We start from the raw sequence: 19745 nt of genomic DNA on the forward strand, positions 1-19745 counted from the left end.
CCGCAACAAAAAGCGATACGCGTCCGCCGCGCGCTTTTATTCTTTCTCAGCAGTAACCGTTATATCACCGCCGTCGGAAGCCATCACAATCGTGCCGTTTCGGTCGGTGCGGTAAAAGGTCAGGCCGCGTTCCTCAATCCGCTGTAAAATCTCTTTGTGCGGGTGGCCGTATTTATTATCGGCACCCACTTCCGCCACAACAATCTTTGGATTGACCTGATTCAGCCATTTTTCCTGCGTCGCGGTGTTGCTGCCGTGGTGTCCCAGCTTGAGGACGGTTGCGGAAAGGGTGCTGCCATATCGCTTGATCATATCATTCTCGCTGCTGATTCCCGCGTCGCCTGTGAACAGAAAAGAGGTTTCCCCAAAATCCAGACGGCAGACAATGGAATTCTCATTTAAATCTTCCTGGTCCTGATTGAGCGGCGCCAGAATTTTGAGCATAGCGCCGTCCCCCAGATCATAGGCGATACCGGGGCTTGCTTTCGTAATTTTCAGCCCTTTTCCGGCGATACTGTCGAGCAGCTGTTCATAGATTTTAGTCGTTGGGATTAAATCGGCAGGTACATCGGAAAACAGCACCTTGCCGATTTCAAATGCCTCCACCACCTCGGGCATTCCGCCGATATGGTCCGCATGGGGGTGTGTCGCCAGCAGGTAATCAATTCTTTCAACGCCCTGCGCCTTTAAATAATCAACCACCAGATCGCCTTCCCCGACATCTCCGGCATCGATGAGCACATTAGCTTCGGGCGCCTGAATCAGCTCACAGTCCCCCTGCCCGACGTCGATAAAGTGCACCAGCAGGTTTCCCTGCGCGTCTGTCTTAGCCTGTGCAAGATCGGCCTTTTGATACAGGCTGTCCACGATGTCGCCGGCGGCATCCAGTATGCCGGAAACAGCGTCGGAAACCGTCTGGGTAACATTCTTTGGGAGCGGCGGCAGGTCCAGCCGATTGCCCAAATATTGATTGCCTGCAAGCAGCAGGACAGCGGCAAGCGCAAGCGAGGCGACGTTAATGAATACTTTTTTGGCAAATTTACGTTTCCGATACATCGTTCAGCCTCCGTTTGGTCTGTTATGGCTGATCTGCCGGTCAGCGCGGCCGTCTGGATTTTGAATAAGCGCTGTTTTTCCCCGTTTTGGGTTTCCCGGCTGAAAAATCATTGCGTTCGCGTTCCCGACCGCGGACGTGCCGGGACTTGCTGCCCGATTGCTCCGCGTTTTTTGCAGAGGGCTGAGGGACGGAGCGTCCCGCCTGTTCGCGGTCGGGCGGAATCAGGCAGTTCGGGCCGGTGCCGATCAAATCCTCGCGCCCCGCTTTTTTCAGCGCCGTCATGACCGCCCGCCGGTTCTCCGGTTTGAAATACTGAAGCAGGGAACGCTGGAGCCATTTATCCTCCTGCGTCTGCGGCACAAACACTTCCTTGAGCGTATAGGGGTCCAGCCCGGTGTAGAACATGCAGGTGGATACTGTTCCGGGCGTGGGGTAAAAGTCCTGCACCTGTTCGGGGCGGATGCGGTTCTTTTTCAGGAATACCGCCAGATTGACGGCATCCCTGAGCGTCGAGCCGGGGTGGGACGAAATCAGGTAGGGGACGAGGTACTGTTCCTTGCCCGCCTGTTTGGTCAAACGGTAGAACCGTTCGGCAAACCGCTCGTAGACCTCGATATGCGGTTTGCCCATGCAGTCCAGCACGTTGGGGCTGCAGTGTTCCGGCGCGACCTTCAGCTGCCCGCTGACATGATATTGCAGCAGCTCGCGCATAAAGCGGTCGTCCTTTTCGAGCATCATATAATCATAGCGCAGGCCGGAACGGACAAATACCCGCTTCACGCCCGGCAGCTCGCGCAGGCGGCGCAGGATTTCCAGATAGTCGCTGTGATCGACTTTCAGAGCCGGGCAGGGGGTGGGTGCGAGGCATTTGCGGTCCGCGCAAAGCCCTTTTTCTAACTGCTTTTGGCAGGACGGATGCCGGAAATTGGCCGACGGTCCGCCGACATCGCTGATAATGCCCTTGAAACGCGGGTTTTTTGTGAAGCTTTCCGCTTCCCGCACAATGGATTCCTCGCTGCGGCAGGTGACCGACCGCCCCTGATGGAAAGCAATGGAGCAGAAGTTGCAGTTGCCGAAGCAGCCGCGGTTGTGCATGATGGAAAATTCCACTTCCTTGATGGCGTCCACGCCGCCCTGCACCTCATAGCTCGGATGGTACATCCGCTCAAACGGCAGGGCAAACACAGTGTCCAGCTCCCCGGTATTCAAAGCGGGCATCGGCTCCGTCTGAACAAGGAAGAGGTTGTTCCCCTGTTTCTGAATAATTTTCCGGCCGCGCACGGCATCCTGCTCCTCAATCTCCGTATGGGTGGCCTTTGCGTAGGAGAGCTTGTTCTCCTTTACCTTCGTGTAGGACGCGACTGAAACGGCATCAGTCGGCAGCCCCAATTGATCGGTCAGATAGCAGACTCCCCGGCAGCGTATTTGCGAGGCCGGGGTTCCTTTTTCCAGTTCGCGCGCAATGAGTTCCGTCTGCTTTTCGCCCATGCCGAAGATCAGCAGGTCAGCGGTGCTGTCCACCAGAATGGAGGGCATGACCTCATCCTTCCAGTAGTCATAGTGCGCAAAGCGGCGCATGGAGGCTTCCAGCCCGCCGATCACAATCCGCGCGTCCGGGTAAAGGGAACGGATGCGGCTGCAATAGACCGTAACCGCGCGGTCGGGACGCTTTCCGGCTTTTCCGCCGGGCGTATAGGCGTCGTCGCTGCGCAGGCGCTTGGCGGCGGTATAATGCGCCACCATCGAATCGATATTGCCGCCATTTACCCACCACCCGTATTTCGGCGCGCCGAAGCGGGTAAAATCGCTGTCTTTGGTGGGCTGCGCGATCATCGCGACGCGATAGCCAAGCGATTCCAGCAGGCGGGACACGATCGCGATTCCAAAACTGGGATGATCCACATAGGCGTCCCCAGTGACACAGATAAAATCAAGTTCGTCCCAGCCGCGCGCCGCGGCCTCCTCTTTTGTAAGCGGTAAAAACATAAACCAATACCTTTCAAAATCACAATTTTATCGAAGAAAGAAAAGGGCCGGGAGATTCCCGCCCTTTTTCCTGTCAGTCCTGCCTGGAGAGCTTCATCTCCGCCAATCGTTCGGGAGAGATCAGTACCTGCCGGGGCTTGCTGCCTTCAAACGGGCCAACAATTCCGCGGGCTTCCATCTCGTCCACGATGCGCGCGGCACGCGCATAACCCAGCTTCAGGCGGCGCTGCAGCAAGGAAGTGGAGGCCATGCCGGCTTCCACGACGCACTCAATGGCCGGCATGAGCATTTCGTCCTCGCTGTCGCCATCATCGCTGTCGGAACTTTCCGCGCCGCCGGAACGGCTGCCTTTTCCGGCGACCACATGGTTGTCAATCTCCTGCACAATGCTGTCGTCATATTCCGCGGAAGCGTCATTTTTAATAAAGGCGAGGATACTTTCAATCTCCTCATCGGTTACAAAGCAGCCCTGCACGCGCACCGGTTTTGAGGCACCGACCGGGTTAAAGAGCATATCACCCCGCCCGAGCAGCTTTTCCGCTCCTCCCATATCGAGAATGGTACGGGAATCGATTTGAGAGGAAACCGCGAACGCGATGCGGGAAGGGATGTTCGCTTTGATGACGCCGGTGATGACATCCACAGAGGGGCGCTGGGTTGCGATGATCAGGTGCATGCCTGCGGCACGCGCCATCTGCGCAAGGCGGCAGATATAATCTTCAATCTCATTTGGCGCCGCCATCATCAGGTCCGCCAGCTCGTCGATGATAATGACGACCTGCGGCAGCTTGTCCATTCCTTCCGTTTTCTCGGCGAGGTGGTTATAAGAGGTGAGGTCGCGCACCGAATTATCCGCGAACAGCTTGTAGCGCTTGAGCATTTCAGTGACCGCCCAGGAAAGTGCGCCGGCTGCTTTTTTGGGTTCTGTCACCACAGGGACAAGCAATTGCGGAATGCCGTTATAGACACCCAGTTCAACTACCTTGGGGTCGATCATCAGGAAACGCACCTCATCGGGGGTCGACTTATACAGCAGGGAAATGATAATCGAGTTGATGCATACCGATTTTCCGGAGCCGGTGGAACCTGCGATCAGCAGGTGAGGCATTTTCGCAATATCAGCGAGTGTGACATTGCCCGCGATGTCGCGTCCGAGCGCGACGGTCAGCTTGCTTTTAGAAGAGCGGAACGCTTCGGAATCGATGATTTCGCGGATGGTTACCGTGCTGATCAACTTATTCGGCACCTCGATGCCGACGGCGGCTTTATTCGGGATCGGCGCTTCAATACGCACGCCCGCGGCCGCGAGGTTCAGCGCAATGTCGTCCGCAAGGCCGGTGATTTTACTGATTTTCACGCCGGCGGAGGGCTGGAGCTCATAGCGTGTGACGGCCGGTCCGCGTGAAATATCCACAATGCGCGTCTGCACGCCGAAGCTCGAGAGGGTATCGACAAGCCGCTGAGCGTTGGATTTCAGTTCATCCGCCATGCCGGCTTCATTTTTCCGCTGAGGTTCCCTCAGCAGGCCGACGGATGGCAGGACATAGGCGGGGGGCGCCGGACGTTCGCTTGCCGCTTCCTGCCAGGTCAGTTTATCGGGATTTTCAGGTATTTCTGCCACGGAAACGGGAGCCTCAGGCTTGGGAGAACACTTCTCGAAGAGATGCGCCGGAATTGGGTCAGGCTCTGGATTTTCCGCCGAAACGAGTTCCGTGCCCGGCTCCTGTTCCGGCACAGAGTCGGCGCGGAACTCAAATTTTCCGCTCTCCGTCGCGGCACTGTTAACCAGCTCGTCCAGTGATGGCTGTGCCTGCACAAACTGCATCGGTTCGCTGTCTGCGACCGACAGTGAGAATCCCCCGGCCTGCGAGGGGTCGAAATTGTCGTCCAGGGGAATGTCAATGTCAAATTTCCTGTTCTTGCGGGGGGGAGCGTCCAACGGAAGGTCCGCGCTATGCGCGGGATCTTCGGGGCCGATCTGCTGCGGTGCAGGTTTTGCGTTCTGTTTTAGAGCCTCCAACGGAATATCGATCGCATCTTTATTGTGGTCCAGCGGAATATCCACGCTGCGTGCGGAACGCCGCTGTTCCATGCGCTCCATCTGCTCGGCATAGCTTTCCCCAATTTTCTGTACCGGCTGGTGCGCGGCACGCGCCAGACCGATCAGCGTGCTTCCCGTAATCAGCATTGCAAAAACAAAAATTAGCAGGACAATGGTGATTCCTGCCCCGAGTTTCCCAAAGGACAGCAGAAGCGGCAGTCCGGTCGCCGCGCCGATGAGGCCTCCGCTTTTCCCCTGGATGCCAAGTACCACGCATTCTACAATCATATCCAGCACATGGGTGGATTCGGGAATTCCCATGCTGAAAATCTGCCAGGCGCCGCAGAAAAACGCGAGCAAAAAGCCGGATTCCCACGCGCGTGCTTTCCATGGCTTGTCCATGGTCAGAAGGATGGCTATGTAAATCATCAGAACGGAAACAAAAACGGAACCGGCACCCAAAATGCCGAACATAAAATTATGCAGCCAGTTCCAAAGGCTGGCCCCCTTAAAAAGGGTCAGTGCCCCCGTAAATATGCCGACAGCAAACAGGACCAGTGCGTGCATCTGTCTGCGCGCTTTTTGCTGGGCCGCGTTGCGTGAGCGTGTGGCGGCTGCCTTGCTGCGGCCGCGGGATTTACGGGTTGTTGATTTTGTTGCCATAATGTTCCTCCATGCCTTGTAGTAACTTCTGTCACCTGTCAGCCTGCAATCAGACGCTGGATCGCATAGCCGGTGAAATGATCAATCGCGCCGACAGAGATGGTCGCAATACCAAGTGCCAGCGTGTACCAGCCGAAATAATTCAATTTGTTGCCTTTCACAATCCACTGCACCAGCTTGATGGAAAGGATTCCGAACAGCATGGAACTAAAAAATCCAATCAGAATAACAGAAAGGGGAAGTCCAATACTGCCGGCCTCCGCAGCGTCCTTTGCTTCCAGAACAATCGCGCCGAGAACAGCGGGAATGCCGAGGATAAACGAATAGGTTACCGCATAGGCGCGGTCAAATCCGCAGAGCAAACCGGCGGTAATTGTGGAGCCGGAACGGGAAATGCCCGGCATGGTGGCAAAAAGCTGCGCGCCGCCCACCGCCAGCGCGTCCCGCGCGGTCATGGAACCGGCTTTTTTCCGCCCCTTGTCTGCGCCGTAGGCGAACATCAGCAGGGTCCCGGTAATTAAAAAGCAGAATCCTTCCACAACAATGTCCTTGTCTTCGGAGAAAGAGGAAATGGCATCCTTAAACAGGAACATCAGAAACAGCGGCAGAAGGGAAAGCACCAGAAACAGCAGCATTCTGCGCTGGGGACGCATCTGTTTTGCATCAAACCTGCCGGTAAACAGATCATGGAGCAGGGAAAAGGCTTCCTGAATCAGCCCCCAAATTGTTTTCCAGAAAACAATGCAGACGGCGACCAGCGTTCCCGCGTGCAGCAGAATGGAAAACAGAAAACCGGACTCCCCGCTGTTTCCGGTAAAATATTGAAATAAAGAGAGGTGCCCGGAACTGGACACCGGCAAAAATTCAGTCAGCCCCTGCAAAATGCCCTGCAAAAAAGCTTCCAATACGGTCATATGTAGAAATCCCCTTTTCATGATTATGTACGCCGCCGTCTGCATCAAACGGCGGCAGGATTAGTTCAGTGTGCTGCCCGGCGTATAGCGCGGGTCGAGATAGAGCGACGGGTCTGTCGAAATCAGCCGGGAAACGGTAAATTTCCCGTTGATATTTACACCTTGTATAAATCCGCTGCGCATCTGCCGCGTCTCAAATTCCGTAGGCTCGTCAGGAAATATCGCTTCCGGAGGGATAATCGAATGAAGAATCATGCTTTTGTATCCTCCTCAATCATCTGGTAAAGGGCGTCGATCACGTCGGCCACTCCGCCCAGAGAGTCGATCAGCCCTTCGTCCACGGCGGCCTGCCCGTCGAGTACGGTACCGACATCCATGACAAGCTCATCTTTGTTCATCATCAGCTGACGGAACCGTTCGGGTGAAATTTTTGAGTTTGTGGTGACGAATTTTACAATTCGTTCCTGCATTTTGTCAAAATAGGATAGCGTCTGAGGAATTCCAAGCACCAGTCCGTTCATCCGCACAGGGTGGATTGTCATGGTAGCGGACGGGACAATGAAGCTTTTGCGCGCGCTGCATGCCAAAGGGACCCCAATGGAATGGCCGCCGCCAAGCACCAGCGAAACGGTAGGCTTGCGCATTCCGGAAAGCAGCTCGGCGATTGCAAGCCCGGCTTCCACATCGCCACCCACCGTATTGAGGATGATCACAAGGCCTTCAATTTCCGGGTCCTGCTCAACTGCGACCAGTTGGGGGATGACATGCTCATATTTGGTGGTCTTGTTTTGGGCGGGCAGGATAAAATGACCCTCCACCTGGCCGATAATGGTCAGGCAATGGATCACATGCTTGCCTTTGCGCGTGGTCACGCCGCCGGTCTCCACGATTTGCCGGGTCTGCTCGTCGCCGCCGTCCCCCTGTCCGTCATCCTGCTCGGGCTCCTGTTCCTTCTGTGGGGTGTCCGGCTCGTCGTCTTCCGCCTTCAAACCGTGGTCGTCAAATGCTTTCAAATCGAATACCTCCTTCAAATCGGTAACGACTTTAGCTTTGACAAATCTTCATGAAAACATGCGGCAAAACATACAAGATAATTATAACATCCATGTATTAAATGTCAAACGAAAGGGCGCGAAAAAAGGGACGGCAAAACGGCCGTCCCGCCTTAGAATTTATGACGGATAAGAAGGATAGATTAATAGTTCGAAAGTCCGAGAAGAGACTCGTCTTTATCAATCCATTCCTCGGATACATCGAATACACGGTAGTGGTCGCGGTCATCCCGCACGATAACAGTGGTAATGCCCGCGTTGATAATCAGGCGGGTGCACATGGAACATGGGCAGGCGTTATTCACATATTCGCCTGTGTCAAATTCTTTGCCCACCAGATAAAGGGTCGCGCCCAGCATTTCCGCGCGGGAAGCGTGGATGATCGCGTTCATCTCCGCGTGGACGGAACGGCAGAGCTCATAACGCTCTCCACGGGGGACGTTGAGTTTGGCGCGGGTGCAGTAACCGAGGTCGCAGCAGTTTTTGCGTCCTCTTGGCGCGCCGACATAGCCTGTGGAAACAATCTGATCATTTTTCACGATGATCGCACCGAAATTCCGGCGCAGGCAGGTTCCGCGTTCGATAACGGTTTCGGCAATATCCAGGTAATAGTTGGTTTTATCGCGTCTTGTCATATCGGTTCACATCCTTTATAATAGAACTGTTCTGTCAGCCTTCCGCGGGGGAATTTAGTCTATTATACACTGCGGCGGCGGGACAGGCAAGAATTACATTTTCAAAGACAGAAAAGATTGGAGAATCTATGGAAAATCTTTCCAATATTGGCGTGATCCGGGAGGTCATGCAGAGGCATGGATTTACGTTTTCCAAAGCGCTGGGCCAGAATTTTCTCATTAACCCGACGGTTTGCCCCCGTATGGCAGAACTGGGCGGCGCAAAGCCAGGAGTGGGGGTCATCGAGATCGGGGCGGGCGTCGGTGTACTGACAAAGGAACTTTCCAAGCGCGCGGACAAGGTGGTCTGCATTGAGATTGACGACCGTTTGCTTCCTGTATTGGATGAAACGCTGTCCGAATGCGCGAACGTGGAAATAATCCATGCCGACGTCATGAAGGTCGATCTCCGGTCGCTGATTGAGGAAAAGTTCCGGGGCATGGAGGTCGTTGTATGCGCAAACCTTCCTTATTATATAACGTCGCCGATTTTGATGGCCCTGCTGGAGCAGAGGCTGCCCATCCGGTCGATCACTGTAATGGTGCAAAAGGAGGCGGCGCAGCGTCTCTGCGCGAAGCCGGGTACGCGGGAGGTAGGCGCGGTTACAATTGCCGTGCGCTATTACAGCGAGCCGAAGGTGCTGTTTCAGGTTTCACGGGGAAGTTTTTTGCCCTCGCCGGATGTGGATTCCACGGTCATCCGTCTGGATATTCATGAAAAGCCCGCGGTTGACGCGGACTGTAAAACTTTTTTTAAAGTGGTGCGCGCCGCATTCTCCATGCGCAGAAAAACGATTTTAAACTGTTTGTCAACCGGCCTGTCTATTTCCAAGGAACGGGCGGCGCAGGTTCTGGAACATGCCGAAGTGCCGCCGACAGCCCGCGCGGAGCAGCTTTCCATGGAACAGTTTGCACAGATTGCAAACGCCCTGTAAGCAAAGCGAAAAATAACCCGCCTCCGCATTGCGGAAGCGGGTTACTTTTACTCTTCAATACTGGTTTCATCGTTGTCATTGATCCGGTAGCAAAGCGTCATGAGGCTGTCCCCGAGATGCACATTTTCCACGATTACATGCTCAAATACGAGCGACAGATCGTAATGGGAAAAATTCCAGAAACAATTGACACCAAGCTTGATCAGGCGTTCGGCTGTCTCCAGCGTAACCTCCTTCGGGATACAAAGAATTGCGGCTTTTGGGTGGTATTCTTCGCAGAAAGACTCCAAAGTCGCCATATCCCGAACGATCAGATCGTTCACAGGCTGGCCGATCACAGCCGGGCTGGTGTCGAATATACCGTCCAGCCGGAATCCGCGGGTTTCAAAATTCATATGTTTCGCAATGGCCCGTCCGAGATTGCCGGCACCCAGCAGGATAATGCTGGTAATGCGGTTAAGACCTAAAATATTGCCGATTTCGTTATGAAGCGCGGCGACATTATATCCGTATCCCTGCTGCCCGAATCCGCCGAAGCAGTTCAGATCCTGCCTGATTTGAGAGGCAGTCAAACGCATGAGCTGTGCCAGCTCACGAGAGGAAATGCGGGTGACGTCTTTTTTCAGTAAATCGCCCAAAAAGCGGTAATACCTGGGGAGGCGCTTAATTACTGATAAAGAGACTCCTTCGTGTTTTGGCATAACACCGATTCTCCTTTTCCTTTATGCACATAATTTTGCTCATATGAGTCTATATATCTATGATAATTTTATAACAAAACCGTCAAAATGTCAATCTTTTTTACAAATGCATTCAGCGGAGCAGGCCTGCGTCAATACAGAGCTTTGCGGCAAGTTGGAGAAACTGTTTTGCCGCTTTCAGCCGCCGCCACACAGTGGAAACGCTTACCTGCAATTGCCGCGCCGCCTGTTCGATCGTCAGCCCTTCCTGATAATATAAAACCACAGCTTCCCTCTGTCCGGTGGGCAGTGCTTTGATCGCTGCCGAAAGAAACCGGCGGTAAGCGTCAAGCTCCCTGCTGTTGTCCGCTTTTGCGGAATCCGCTGAAATCCGCTCAAAATCGGAAAGGGAAAAGGCCCTGCGCTTTTTTTGAAACATGGATGCCTCCTGTCAGTCATTATAGTAATTCCGCAGATATCCCATTACTGTGCGCACATCGAGCAGTTCGGCATAGAGCAGATCGATGCGTTTCTGCATCGCAAACGCTTTTTCACCGCGCGCCGTCGGCAGTTCCGCCCGCAGCGCCGCAATCCGGTCCTGGAGCCGATCGGCAGCTGCGCGGTATTCGTCAGAAAGCTGTTTTAAATTCAATTTCATCCCTCCTGTATCACAAATTGTGTAGAACATTTGTTCTAATTTCAAAGTAGCACACGATTCGTGTTATGTCAACCGAAAGAATCGAAAAAAATAAAATTTAATGGTTGCATTTCTACACGTTGTGTGATAATATCGAACCAGTGAGGTGATCGCAATGATAGGAAACAGGCTGAAAGCGCTGCGCAAAAAGCGCAATTTGACGCAGCAGGAGCTGGGAACTGCTTTGGGGGTATCTGCCAGCACCATCGGCATGTATGAACAGGGCAGGCGGGAACCGGATCACAAAACACTGACCGCCCTCTGCCGTCTGTTTGATGTTTCAAGCGACTATTTCCTGTTGGGCGGCCCCGCGCCCGGCGATCTCCCGCCAAATGCAGAACTTCATGAGGTAATTGATGAGTTCCGCAGCCGTCTGATGAATCAGGAAGGGCTGATGTTTCAAGGTGTGCCGCTTTCTGATGAGGATATCGCGCAGGTGATCAATGCGATTGAGATTGGTACGATGGTGGCAATGAATAAGCTGCGCCGCAAACCTCCGGACGGCGGGAATGGTGAAAACTGACAGGAGGATTTCATGGAAGCCATTAAAAATACCGCGGTTGGGCTTGCCGCACGTTTTGGCACTTCCGATCCGTTTGAGATCTGCGAAGGGCTTGATGTTTGTGTACTGCGGGCTGCACTTCCGCAAACTATCCGGGGATTTTACACCTTTATCATGGGGATTCAGATGATCTATCTGAATGCCGGACTCTCTGACGGGCAGGAACGAAGGGCGGTGTGTGCCCATGAGCTTGGGCATGCGGTGCTGCATTCCGGTCATAACTTTATGTTTTTGAAGGAGAACACCGGTTTTATAGCCGCCCGGTTTGAGCGGGAAGCCGATTTATTCGCCGGCTATCTGCTGCTGGACGAGCAGACGGTTTACGACTGCCGCTGCAATGGTTGGACGGCAGGCCAGATTGCACACATGACTGCTTTGCCCGAGCGGGTAGTGGACTACTGTTTCAAAAATTGAACCAAACCCCGCGGCAAAATTTGCCGCGGGGTTTTTTGTAAATAACCTTGCATTTTATCTGCGATAGTGATATATTTATCTCATTAAGTGATAAATATATCACTATCTAAGGGGTGCAAATTGAAGATGAAACATACAGTGAAAAATCGGAGAATGTGGATGGGGTTTCTGGGACTTTTTGGATTACAGGGATTCTCCTATTTCTGGACGGGGGAGGCAACCGATCTGTGCGCATTTGCGTGGTTTGCCTATTTTTCCTATTTCTGGCTGGCAAGGCTTCATGTGGAACTGCCGGACGAACGGTACCGGGAGGATGTCAAGACGGCAAAAGCGTTCGCGTTTCAGATCGCCTCATTTGAACTGTTTGTGTTGTTCCTGCTGGTGTTGATATTGCCGGAAAGTAGCACGCTCCTGACACTTGCCGTTTCAATTTGTGTTGCTGTGCTGATTCTTTCCTATGCGGCTAAACTATATCAGCTGGAGGAAAAATAAAAGCCATGGAGGAATTTATCTGCAATTTAAAAAAATACCGGCAGCTGGCGGAAATGACACAGGAGGAATTGGCGTCCAGAGTTCATGTCCGCAGGGAAACCATTATCCGGCTGGAAGCCGGAAAATATAACCCATCCTTAAAACTGGCAATCGATATTTCCCGCGCGGTAGGGACGCCGATTGAGGAGCTGTTCATTTTTCCAAATTGCGACTGACAAGAACAAGCGCCTGTCTGGCTCAGACAGGCGCTTGTTCTGTATCAATTAGGAGAAAAATGAAAAAACAGATTCAGATCATGCATCTCAGCGCTTCGGTCAGCTTCTGGACATTTTCCGGTGTCTGAGGGTCAATAAAGGGACTCTCCAGAATGCCGTTTTTCAGCTTCAGCAGGTTTTCCTCGCTGGGTTCCACATGGATGTCGTGCAGGGAAGCGGGCATGCCCATTTCCTGCATCAGTGCCTTGAATTCCGGCACCTTTTCGGGGGTCTGGTTGTAATAGAGCTGCGCAAGCAGCCCGACAGCCACAATTTCGCCATGCAGATAGTCTTTTGCTTCCTGCGTAAAATAAGTACGGATACGTTCATAGATTTCATGACCGATCGCAGACTGGCCAAAGCCCTTCGAAATTCCGCTGATCATGCCGGTCACCGCAACATTGATAAAGGTGACATCCTGGACGGCTTTTGTCATCCGGTGGGCTTCCACATCCTGATAGGCAGTTCTGGCAAGCCGCAGCAGTTCCCGGTAGGTGTACTCCGCAAGCGTGTAAGAAGTAAACAGATCGACCGGGAAGTCCTCCAGCGTAATCACCGGATGCCCGTTCTTAATTTCAATTAGTTTTGCCATGGCGTCTAAAATACCGGCGCTGACATACCGGGGCGGTTCATGGACGATAATGTCCATATCTACCAGAACGGCAGATACCTCAAATTCAAAACGCAGGCTGCCCAAAGAAGCTCCCGCTTCCGTGTACATCACGCTCAGCGGGGTGAATGCCGCACAGGTGGCAATTGAGGTGGGGATGTTTACGACGGGGCATCCGGCAAAATAAGCGATTGCTTTGGACAGATCCATGATTTTTCCGCCGCCAACACCGACGATTACGTCAAAACCTTCCGCCTTGACGGTTTCGGCCGCGGCCTTCGCTTTTTCATAAGTGTTTAAGCCCTGATATTCCTCAAACGTGTAGGTGAGGCCTGCCTCGATCAAGCCCTTTTCAAGCCGGTCTTTTGCCACGGCCAAAGCGCGCGGCCCGCCGATCAGATAGGCTTTTTTCCCGACGCGCAGGATTTCTTTGCCTGCTTTTTCCAGAATGCTTTCCCCCTGAATATAACGCCCCGCCCCGAATTTGTAGGCTTCGTCTAATACCACTGCCATATTGTTATCACCTTTCAAAACCACTTGTGTGGCTGGATTATCTTTCACCGCCGGACCTTTTCTTCGGGCCGCTCTGATGGTCAGCCAGATTGCAGAATGCAATCCTTGATGCATAATCAGCTCAAGTTGAACGACGTCCGACGACGTATCTTTCTGGCTAATCGTACCCAGAAAAGGAAGCTCTGTCAAGTGATAAATTTGAAAACTGTGAATATTACTGCTTTTTAAAACAGTTTCTTGTATAAATCACACAATATGCATTCAATAAAAACACCGCCGAAATCGGCGGTGTTTTTATGTTACTGCGCGGATTGCATCTTTTTCTGGATAGATTCCATGCACTGCCGATTCAGCATCGTATGGCACAGCATGGCACTGCGCGCCGCGTCGGGGTCATGCCGCTCAATGGCATCCACCACTTCGCGATGGTGCTTCAGTGTATCCGGCCAGTATATACGGTTGCTGAGGTCCATAAACAACGCGATACCTTTGTTTATGATTGGAATTAAATTGGGCACAACAATATTTTTTGTACTGCGGGCAATACAGGTATGCAGTTCAACATCGTATTCCTGATAATCTTCCCCCAGAGGGGCCAGCCGCTCAATTTCTGCGCAAAGCCTGCGCATTTCCGCCACATCATCAAGGGTGGCGCGCGCCGCGGCCATTGCCGCAATCTGCGGCTCGATCATGACACGAATGTCCTGCATATCGGTGGCCAGTTTATGCTTATCACGGATAAAGGTCAGCCCCAGCGGATCATCACTGACGCCAACGCGCTCTGTGACAAAGGTTCCTTTTCCACGGCGGATCTCCAGCACATTGCGGGAAACAAGCAGTTTGACCGCTTCGCGCACAGTACCCCGTCCGACGTTCAACCTCTGCGCCAAATCAAATTCGTTCGGCAGTTTGTCACCCGGTTTCAGCTGACTTTCCTGCACCATTTGAATAATTTGGCTGGAAACTCGCTCGGTCAGCGGTTTTCCGTTATCGAAAATCACTTCAAACATTTTAAAAACCCCTAGCCAACAATCTTGTTATCCAAAAACACAGCGTAATTTGTAAATACATCATACATCATCCGTCAGCGAAAAACAACCTATCTTGAGTTTTATCCAAAGAATAATTGTGCCCGCAATAGAAATTTGTGTGGAATTTCGGGGCAGCAATGATAGATGCCGAAGTTGTTCTTTCATATGGACGAAAACAGTTTTAAACATGTGTGATTCCATGAAATTGGTAGGATGTCTCAGGGGAGAATCCAAAATTAATGGGATCTATGGAACAGATCATCGAATTTGGCGCAGATCAGATTTGCAGGCGATAGCGATTTATACAAAAAAAGAAAAATTAATGTAGCGAATCAAACAATCTTGCTTGAAAATGATTGACAGAAAGAAAACGAACTGCTAGTATTGGGCGGTGAGGTTACGACATATGACGTCGTGCAACAAAAGTGCATTTTGCAGCAAGGAACCGAGTGATGCAGGACTTCATGCATGTACGTAACGCCATTTCCCAGAGCAGGCGTGGCCGCTCTGATGTCAAGTATGAAGGAGAGTTTTAACATGAAAAGAACAATGGCTACCATTATGGCTGCTGCTATGGTAATGTCGGCGTTTGCCGGCTGCGGCAGCAAACAGGCAGAAACCCCTGTTTCTTCCGCTGATGCATCTGCACCAGCCGCTTCTGCCGGCTCCGAGGCAACCGATTCCTCTGCGGCTTCGGGCGACGTCATCAAGCTGAAGCTCGGCATGGTCGACCCTGAAAACTCGAACTACTATAAAGGCGCTCAGGCGATCGCGGAGGAAGTCAAAAAAGCGACCGACGGCAAAATTGAAATCACTGTTTACGCGGGCGGCCAGCTGGGCAATGAGCGCGACATGTATGAAGGCGCGCAGATGGGAACCATCGACATCTGCACGACCGCTTCTGCTGTGCTTACTTCCTTTGTCCCTGAAATGGCGGTTCTGGACCAGCCGTTCCTGTTTGCCAATGCCGATGAGGCCCACAAGGTGATCGACGGCAAGCTTGGCCAGCTGATCGCGGAAAAGACCGCGGCACAGGGCGTACATATGGTAGGCTGGATGGAGTCCGGTTTCCGTAATGTCTTTTCCGTAAATCCGATTGAAAAGATCGAAGACTTCAAGGGCGTCAAGATCCGCACGATGGAAAATGACATCCACATGGCAGCCTTCAACGCACTGGGCGCGATTGCCACTCCGATGGCTGCCGGCGACCAGTTCACCGCCCTGCAGCAGCACACCATTGACGCTGCTGAAAATGCTACCGCGAATGTTCTGGCAAATAATTTCTACGAAATCACCAAAAACATCACCCGTTCCCAGCACCTCTTTGTTTTCATCGGTGTGGGCGTTTCCGATAAGGCATGGAACCAGATTCCGGATGACCTGAAGGACAAATTCACCGAAGGTGTGAAAGCAGGCTGCGACAAACAGCGCCAGTATCTGGTGGAAGCAAACGAAGCCGCTGAAAAAGAGCTGACCGAAAAAGGCGTTACCTTCCATGACATCGACACCGCTACCCTGCAGGCAGCTGTTCAGCCCGCTATGGAGCAGTTCAAGGACAGAATGCCTCAGGAATGGCTGGATGCCATTGCTGCCGACAAAGCTGCATAATTTAAGCTGATTCAGGTTTTCGATTGGGGATGCGCAGGCATCCCCAATCGAAATGTTTTAAGGAGGAGACTACATGAAGAAAGTCCTTGGCTGGCTGCAGAAGATAGAGAATTTCATCCTTGTGGCAACCTTTGTAGTGATGGTAATCGCTTCGTTTGCACAGGTTGTCAACCGCAATTTGGTTCACGCGGGAATCTCCTGGTTTGAGGAACTTGCCCGTTATTGCATGGTTTATATGGCGCTGCTGGCCGCTGAGGCCGGTCTTCGTGACGGTACACAGATTTCCATTACCGCGGTAACCGATCATCTACACGGCATTACGGCAAAAATCGTGCGCGTAATTGCGCAGCTGGTTGTAATTGGTTTTTCCGCGATCTGTTTCTTCAATTCCTTTACGATTCTTCAGACACAGATCACCTCCGGGCAGATGTCCCCGGGGCTGAAGCTGCCGATGGTGGTGCCTTATTTTGCGCTGCCGCTGAGCTTTGGAATCATTACGGTGATTCAGTCTGCCGCTTTAATTATGCTGCTCTTGAATAAACAGACCGGAAAGGAGGAAAACGCATGACCGCATTAGTCCTGTTTGGAACATTGATTGTTCTTCTGATCATCGGCGTGCCGATTTCCGTTTCATTAGGTGCCGCGACGCTTGCATCTTTGCTGACCTTTGATGTGCCGCTGGCTGTCATTCCGCAGCGCATGTTTACTGCCTTGGATTCCGTTTCCATTATGGCAATTCCATTTTTTGTCCTTGCGGGCAATTTTATGACCAAGGGCGGTATTTCCCGCCGTCTTGTCGATTTTTGCAACAGCATTATCGGCAACGTGCGCGGCGGCATGGCTTACGCAATGGTGCTGGCCTGTGCGTTTTTCGCCGCGCTGTCCGGTTCCGCGCCGGCGACTGTTCTGGCAATCGGATCGATGCTGTACCCTGAAATGGTAAAACTCGGCTATCCGCCGGAACGCTGCGCGGGCCTCCTCGCTGTATCGGGCGGTCTTGGCCCAATTATCCCGCCGTCGATTATCATGGTGGTTTACTGCACGATTACCAGCAGTTCCGTCGGTGATATGTTCAAAGGCGGTATTGTAGCCGGTGTCATGATCGCAGTCGTGCTGGTAGGGGTTTCCATCTTCCTGGCCAACAAAGAGCAGTGGCCTAAAAACTCTGAAAAAATCACACTGCGGGAACTTGGAATCAATTTCTTTAAAGCAATCCCCGCCATTTTGCTTCCGGTCATTATTCTGGGTGGTATCTATTCCGGCCTGCTGACTCCCACCGAGTCCGCCGCTGTCGCTGTTGTGTATTCTTTCATTGTTGGTGTGTTTGTTTACCGTGAAATCAACCTGAAAGAAATCTACCAGATTATTCTGGATTCCGGTAAAAGCAGCGCCATGATGCTGTTCATTATCGCGACTTCTACCGCGTTTTCCTGGCTGTTCACCTTCTCAGGAATCTCCAACGACCTAATCAGCGCAATCGTCGGCATGAATCTTGCCCCATGGATGTTCTGCTTTATCATTGCGGTGATTCTTTTGATATTTGGCACTTTTCTGGAAGGAATCGCAACCTGCGTGCTTCTGGTACCGGTACTCTGGCCGATTGCCGCAAGTCTTGGCATCAATCCGATTCACTTCGGCATGATTGTTTCCATTTCCAACGTGATCGGGACCATGACGCCGCCGGTTGCAGTCAACCTGTTCTCGGCAGCATCCGTCTCCAAGCTGAAAATGGGTGAAATCGCACGCGGAGAACTGCCGTTTTTTATCGGGTATACCGCGGTGTTCTTCCTGATTGTATTTATTCCAGGCCTAAGTACCCTGCTTGTCTGATTGATCTAACAGAAAGAGGAGGAAACTGATATGCAAAATCAATCCAATAAGGAACGCATGGAAAAATGGGGATTTCAGTCCCCCGAGACGCCCGGTTTCCATGAGATTATTGTTCCGGGTAAAGCTGACTGCAAAGCGGTCTATATCTATCGTCTTAACCTTCCGAAGAATGAATATTACATCCTGAATTCCGGTGAACTCGAACTGCACCCCGTTCTGCTTTCGGGCAGCGCGCAATTGACAGATCATCCCTTGCTGGCGCAAAAGATGGAACGCTTTGACTCCTTTTATATTCCTGGCGGTAATTCCGTGAAAATCACCGCACTGGAAGACTGTGTCTTCTATATCGGCGGCGCGAAATGCGAGGGGATCGGGTCCCCGTTCTTCCGGAAATATGACCCGTCGCTTCCCATCGGTGATATCCATCAGATTCATGGGCAGGGTGTCGGTCAGCGTGAAGTGATGTTTACTCTGGACCCCAAGACGCCTGCTTCCCGTATCATCGCCGGTTTGACCTGGGGCGGCCAGGGCGCGTGGACGAGTTGGCCTCCGCATCAGCATGAAAAATATCTGGAGGAAGCTTACTGCTACTTTGATATGCCCCTGCCGAAATTCGGCTTCCACGTCAGCTATCTGCAAAGCGGGGATGTGGAGGATATCGTAACCCACACGGTTCACAGCGGCAGCATGGTGCTGGCTCCCTGCGGTTACCATCCCACCGTGGCGTCGCCGTCGGTCCGCAACACCTACTTCTGGGTGCTGGCGGCGTTCGAACCGGACGGCCGCAGCTATGAAAAGGCAGTGGAAGACCCCGCGCTGACCCAGTATAAGGGCTGACTGGGCATAACTATATTATAATAAAGAAGGAACTGTGATTATGGCAAATCTATTCGACCTTACAGGAAAAAAAGCAATCGTGACCGGAGCGGCTCAGGGCCTGAGCAACGGCATGGCGGAAGGGCTTATGGAGGCAGGTGCCGAAGTAACGATTTTTGACATGTCCCCCAAAACCGAAGAAGTTGCGGCAGAGTTCTGCCGGAAGGGCTTCAAATGCCACGGTATCCGTGTGAACCTCAGCGATACGGCTGAGCGTGAAGCGGCATTTCAAAAAGCAGTTGAACTGATGGGCGGACTGAATATTCTGGTGAACGGCGCGGGCGTTCAGAGACGCCATAAATGCGAAGAGTTCCCGATGGAAGACTGGAACTTTGTTTTGGACGTGAATCTGACCTCGGTGTTTGCAATGTGCCAGTTGGCCGGACGCCACTTCCTTGCAAACGGCGGCGGAAAAATTGTCAACATTGCCTCCATGCTTTCCTTCTTCGGCGGCTTCACCGTACCGGCGTACGCGGCTTCAAAGGGCGGTGTTTCTCAGCTGACCAAGGCATTTGCAAACGAATGGGCCTGCAAGAACATTACGATCAACGCGCTTGCTCCCGGCTATATGGCGACGGATATGAACACCAAGCTGCTGGAAGACGAGGGCAGGAACGCAGAGATCAGCGCGCGTATCCCGGCACACCGCTGGGGCCTCCCGGCAGACATGAAAGGCCCGGTTGTGTTCCTTGCTTCCCCCGCGTCCGATTATCTGAATGGTGCGATTATTCCCGTTGATGGCGGCTATCTGAACAGATAAAAAGCGCTCATGAAAAGCGGCTTAAACAATCGGGTTTAAGCCGCTTTTGCGTTTATCAGAACCTTTGACTTGAAAATTTAACCAATTTAGTCTAAA

22 protein-coding genes are annotated in these 19745 nt (G+C 52.5%); 10 read left to right on the forward strand and 12 right to left on the reverse strand.

Going from position 1 to position 19745, the window contains the following annotated elements:
- Positions 1-36 precede the first annotated feature (36 nt).
- The 7 genes from C1A10_RS13925 to C1A10_RS13955 all read right to left on the reverse strand — a co-directional run bounded on the left by C1A10_RS13925 (position 37) and on the right by C1A10_RS13955 (position 8348).
- Entirely contained in the window at positions 37-1056 is a 1020-nt protein-coding gene (locus C1A10_RS13925; RefSeq protein WP_101910828.1) for a ComEC/Rec2 family competence protein, read from the reverse strand.
- A gap of 40 nt (positions 1057-1096) precedes the next feature.
- A complete protein-coding gene (locus C1A10_RS13930) occupies positions 1097-3043 on the reverse strand; it encodes a YgiQ family radical SAM protein (protein WP_101910829.1) in 1947 nt (648 codons plus the stop codon).
- A gap of 73 nt (positions 3044-3116) precedes the next feature.
- Positions 3117-5747 carry an FtsK/SpoIIIE family DNA translocase gene (locus C1A10_RS13935; RefSeq protein ID WP_101910830.1) on the reverse strand — a complete coding sequence of 877 codons (2631 nt, stop codon included), beginning with the start codon at positions 5745-5747 and terminating at the stop codon, positions 3117-3119.
- 38 nt (positions 5748-5785) lie between these two features.
- Positions 5786-6661: an undecaprenyl-diphosphate phosphatase gene (locus C1A10_RS13940; protein WP_101910831.1), complete on the reverse strand. Its 876-nt coding sequence runs from the start codon at positions 6659-6661 to the stop codon at positions 5786-5788.
- A gap of 60 nt (positions 6662-6721) precedes the next feature.
- The gene (locus C1A10_RS13945; protein ID WP_101910832.1) at positions 6722-6916 is read right to left on the reverse strand and encodes a YlzJ-like family protein; all 195 of its coding nucleotides are present in this window, start codon (positions 6914-6916) and stop codon (positions 6722-6724) included.
- Positions 6913-7674 (reverse strand): ClpP family protease, encoded by a 762-nt coding sequence (locus C1A10_RS13950; RefSeq protein ID WP_423241420.1) that lies wholly within the window; start codon positions 7672-7674, stop codon positions 6913-6915. The genes C1A10_RS13945 and C1A10_RS13950 overlap by 4 nt, the downstream gene beginning before the upstream one ends.
- Before the next feature lie 182 nt (positions 7675-7856).
- Positions 7857-8348 carry a deoxycytidylate deaminase gene (locus C1A10_RS13955; RefSeq protein ID WP_101910833.1) on the reverse strand — a complete coding sequence of 164 codons (492 nt, stop codon included), beginning with the start codon at positions 8346-8348 and terminating at the stop codon, positions 7857-7859.
- A gap of 128 nt (positions 8349-8476) precedes the next feature.
- Here C1A10_RS13955 and rsmA point away from each other — a divergent pair, with 128 nt between their 5' ends.
- The gene (rsmA, locus tag C1A10_RS13960; protein ID WP_101910834.1) at positions 8477-9322 is read left to right on the forward strand and encodes a 16S rRNA (adenine(1518)-N(6)/adenine(1519)-N(6))-dimethyltransferase RsmA; all 846 of its coding nucleotides are present in this window, start codon (positions 8477-8479) and stop codon (positions 9320-9322) included.
- Positions 9323-9369: 47 nt separating this feature from the next.
- On the opposite strand, the gene C1A10_RS13965 is transcribed toward rsmA, so the two are convergent.
- From C1A10_RS13965 to C1A10_RS13975, 3 genes are all read right to left on the reverse strand, one after another.
- Complete coding sequence (locus C1A10_RS13965; RefSeq protein ID WP_101910835.1) at positions 9370-10023, reverse strand: redox-sensing transcriptional repressor Rex; 654 nt, start codon at positions 10021-10023, stop codon at positions 9370-9372.
- 112 nt (positions 10024-10135) lie between these two features.
- A complete protein-coding gene (locus C1A10_RS13970) occupies positions 10136-10441 on the reverse strand; it encodes an RNA polymerase sigma factor (protein ID WP_101910836.1) in 306 nt (101 codons plus the stop codon).
- A 12-nt stretch (positions 10442-10453) separates the two neighbouring features.
- Positions 10454-10654, reverse strand: coding sequence for a hypothetical protein (locus C1A10_RS13975; protein WP_101910837.1), 201 nt, complete (start codon positions 10652-10654; stop codon positions 10454-10456).
- 160 nt (positions 10655-10814) lie between these two features.
- Here C1A10_RS13975 and C1A10_RS13980 point away from each other — a divergent pair, with 160 nt between their 5' ends.
- The 4 genes from C1A10_RS13980 to C1A10_RS13995 all read left to right on the forward strand — a co-directional run bounded on the left by C1A10_RS13980 (position 10815) and on the right by C1A10_RS13995 (position 12382).
- Positions 10815-11222, forward strand: a complete 408-nt coding sequence (locus tag C1A10_RS13980) for a helix-turn-helix domain-containing protein (protein WP_101910838.1) — start codon at positions 10815-10817, stop codon at positions 11220-11222.
- Between the two features lie 12 nt (positions 11223-11234).
- Entirely contained in the window at positions 11235-11675 is a 441-nt protein-coding gene (locus C1A10_RS13985) for an ImmA/IrrE family metallo-endopeptidase (protein ID WP_101910839.1), read from the forward strand.
- Positions 11676-11801: 126 nt separating this feature from the next.
- Positions 11802-12167 carry a DUF2178 domain-containing protein gene (locus C1A10_RS13990; protein WP_145997745.1) on the forward strand — a complete coding sequence of 122 codons (366 nt, stop codon included), beginning with the start codon at positions 11802-11804 and terminating at the stop codon, positions 12165-12167.
- 5 nt (positions 12168-12172) lie between these two features.
- Positions 12173-12382 (forward strand): helix-turn-helix transcriptional regulator, encoded by a 210-nt coding sequence (locus C1A10_RS13995; protein WP_101910841.1) that lies wholly within the window; start codon positions 12173-12175, stop codon positions 12380-12382.
- A 73-nt stretch (positions 12383-12455) separates the two neighbouring features.
- Here the strand turns inward: C1A10_RS13995 and C1A10_RS14000 are convergent, their stop codons facing one another.
- Positions 12456-13544, reverse strand: coding sequence for an iron-containing alcohol dehydrogenase family protein (locus C1A10_RS14000; protein ID WP_101911680.1), 1089 nt, complete (start codon positions 13542-13544; stop codon positions 12456-12458).
- A gap of 299 nt (positions 13545-13843) precedes the next feature.
- Complete coding sequence (locus C1A10_RS14005; RefSeq protein WP_101910842.1) at positions 13844-14554, reverse strand: FadR/GntR family transcriptional regulator; 711 nt, start codon at positions 14552-14554, stop codon at positions 13844-13846.
- A 558-nt stretch (positions 14555-15112) separates the two neighbouring features.
- Between C1A10_RS14005 and C1A10_RS14010 the strand changes: the two genes are divergently transcribed.
- From C1A10_RS14010 to C1A10_RS14030, 5 genes are all read left to right on the forward strand, one after another.
- Positions 15113-16183, forward strand: coding sequence for a TRAP transporter substrate-binding protein (locus C1A10_RS14010; protein ID WP_242968938.1), 1071 nt, complete (start codon positions 15113-15115; stop codon positions 16181-16183).
- A 73-nt stretch (positions 16184-16256) separates the two neighbouring features.
- Entirely contained in the window at positions 16257-16751 is a 495-nt protein-coding gene (locus C1A10_RS14015; protein ID WP_101910843.1) for a TRAP transporter small permease, read from the forward strand.
- The gene (locus tag C1A10_RS14020; RefSeq protein WP_101910844.1) at positions 16748-18013 is read left to right on the forward strand and encodes a TRAP transporter large permease; all 1266 of its coding nucleotides are present in this window, start codon (positions 16748-16750) and stop codon (positions 18011-18013) included. The genes C1A10_RS14015 and C1A10_RS14020 overlap by 4 nt, the downstream gene beginning before the upstream one ends.
- Before the next feature lie 30 nt (positions 18014-18043).
- Positions 18044-18850: a 5-deoxy-glucuronate isomerase gene (locus C1A10_RS14025; protein WP_101910845.1), complete on the forward strand. Its 807-nt coding sequence runs from the start codon at positions 18044-18046 to the stop codon at positions 18848-18850.
- Positions 18851-18890: 40 nt separating this feature from the next.
- Complete coding sequence (locus tag C1A10_RS14030; RefSeq protein ID WP_101910846.1) at positions 18891-19649, forward strand: SDR family oxidoreductase; 759 nt, start codon at positions 18891-18893, stop codon at positions 19647-19649.
- Positions 19650-19745 lie beyond the last annotated feature (96 nt).

This window comes from Marasmitruncus massiliensis (assembly GCF_900186535.1).
In the GTDB taxonomy this organism is placed as follows: Bacteria; Bacillota; Clostridia; order Oscillospirales; family Ruminococcaceae; genus Anaerotruncus; species Anaerotruncus massiliensis_A.

Coding starts and splice junctions, on each gene's coding strand:
- C1A10_RS13925 (WP_101910828.1), bottom strand. CDS start 1,056: ATGTATCGGAAACGTAAATTTGCCAAAAAAGTATTCATTAACGTCGCC.
- C1A10_RS13930 (WP_101910829.1), bottom strand. CDS start 3,043: ATGTTTTTACCGCTTACAAAAGAGGAGGCCGCGGCGCGCGGCTGGGAC.
- C1A10_RS13935 (WP_101910830.1), bottom strand. CDS start 5,747: ATGGCAACAAAATCAACAACCCGTAAATCCCGCGGCCGCAGCAAGGCA.
- C1A10_RS13940 (WP_101910831.1), bottom strand. CDS start 6,661: ATGACCGTATTGGAAGCTTTTTTGCAGGGCATTTTGCAGGGGCTGACT.
- C1A10_RS13945 (WP_101910832.1), bottom strand. CDS start 6,916: ATGATTCTTCATTCGATTATCCCTCCGGAAGCGATATTTCCTGACGAG.
- C1A10_RS13955 (WP_101910833.1), bottom strand. CDS start 8,348: ATGACAAGACGCGATAAAACCAACTATTACCTGGATATTGCCGAAACC.
- rsmA (WP_101910834.1), top strand. CDS start 8,477: ATGGAAAATCTTTCCAATATTGGCGTGATCCGGGAGGTCATGCAGAGG.
- C1A10_RS13965 (WP_101910835.1), bottom strand. CDS start 10,023: ATGCCAAAACACGAAGGAGTCTCTTTATCAGTAATTAAGCGCCTCCCC.
- C1A10_RS13970 (WP_101910836.1), bottom strand. CDS start 10,441: ATGTTTCAAAAAAAGCGCAGGGCCTTTTCCCTTTCCGATTTTGAGCGG.
- C1A10_RS13980 (WP_101910838.1), top strand. CDS start 10,815: ATGATAGGAAACAGGCTGAAAGCGCTGCGCAAAAAGCGCAATTTGACG.
- C1A10_RS13985 (WP_101910839.1), top strand. CDS start 11,235: ATGGAAGCCATTAAAAATACCGCGGTTGGGCTTGCCGCACGTTTTGGC.
- C1A10_RS13990 (WP_145997745.1), top strand. CDS start 11,802: ATGAAACATACAGTGAAAAATCGGAGAATGTGGATGGGGTTTCTGGGA.
- C1A10_RS13995 (WP_101910841.1), top strand. CDS start 12,173: ATGGAGGAATTTATCTGCAATTTAAAAAAATACCGGCAGCTGGCGGAA.
- C1A10_RS14000 (WP_101911680.1), bottom strand. CDS start 13,544: ATGGCAGTGGTATTAGACGAAGCCTACAAATTCGGGGCGGGGCGTTAT.
- C1A10_RS14005 (WP_101910842.1), bottom strand. CDS start 14,554: ATGTTTGAAGTGATTTTCGATAACGGAAAACCGCTGACCGAGCGAGTT.
- C1A10_RS14010 (WP_242968938.1), top strand. CDS start 15,113: ATGAAAAGAACAATGGCTACCATTATGGCTGCTGCTATGGTAATGTCG.
- C1A10_RS14015 (WP_101910843.1), top strand. CDS start 16,257: ATGAAGAAAGTCCTTGGCTGGCTGCAGAAGATAGAGAATTTCATCCTT.
- C1A10_RS14020 (WP_101910844.1), top strand. CDS start 16,748: ATGACCGCATTAGTCCTGTTTGGAACATTGATTGTTCTTCTGATCATC.
- C1A10_RS14025 (WP_101910845.1), top strand. CDS start 18,044: ATGCAAAATCAATCCAATAAGGAACGCATGGAAAAATGGGGATTTCAG.
- C1A10_RS14030 (WP_101910846.1), top strand. CDS start 18,891: ATGGCAAATCTATTCGACCTTACAGGAAAAAAAGCAATCGTGACCGGA.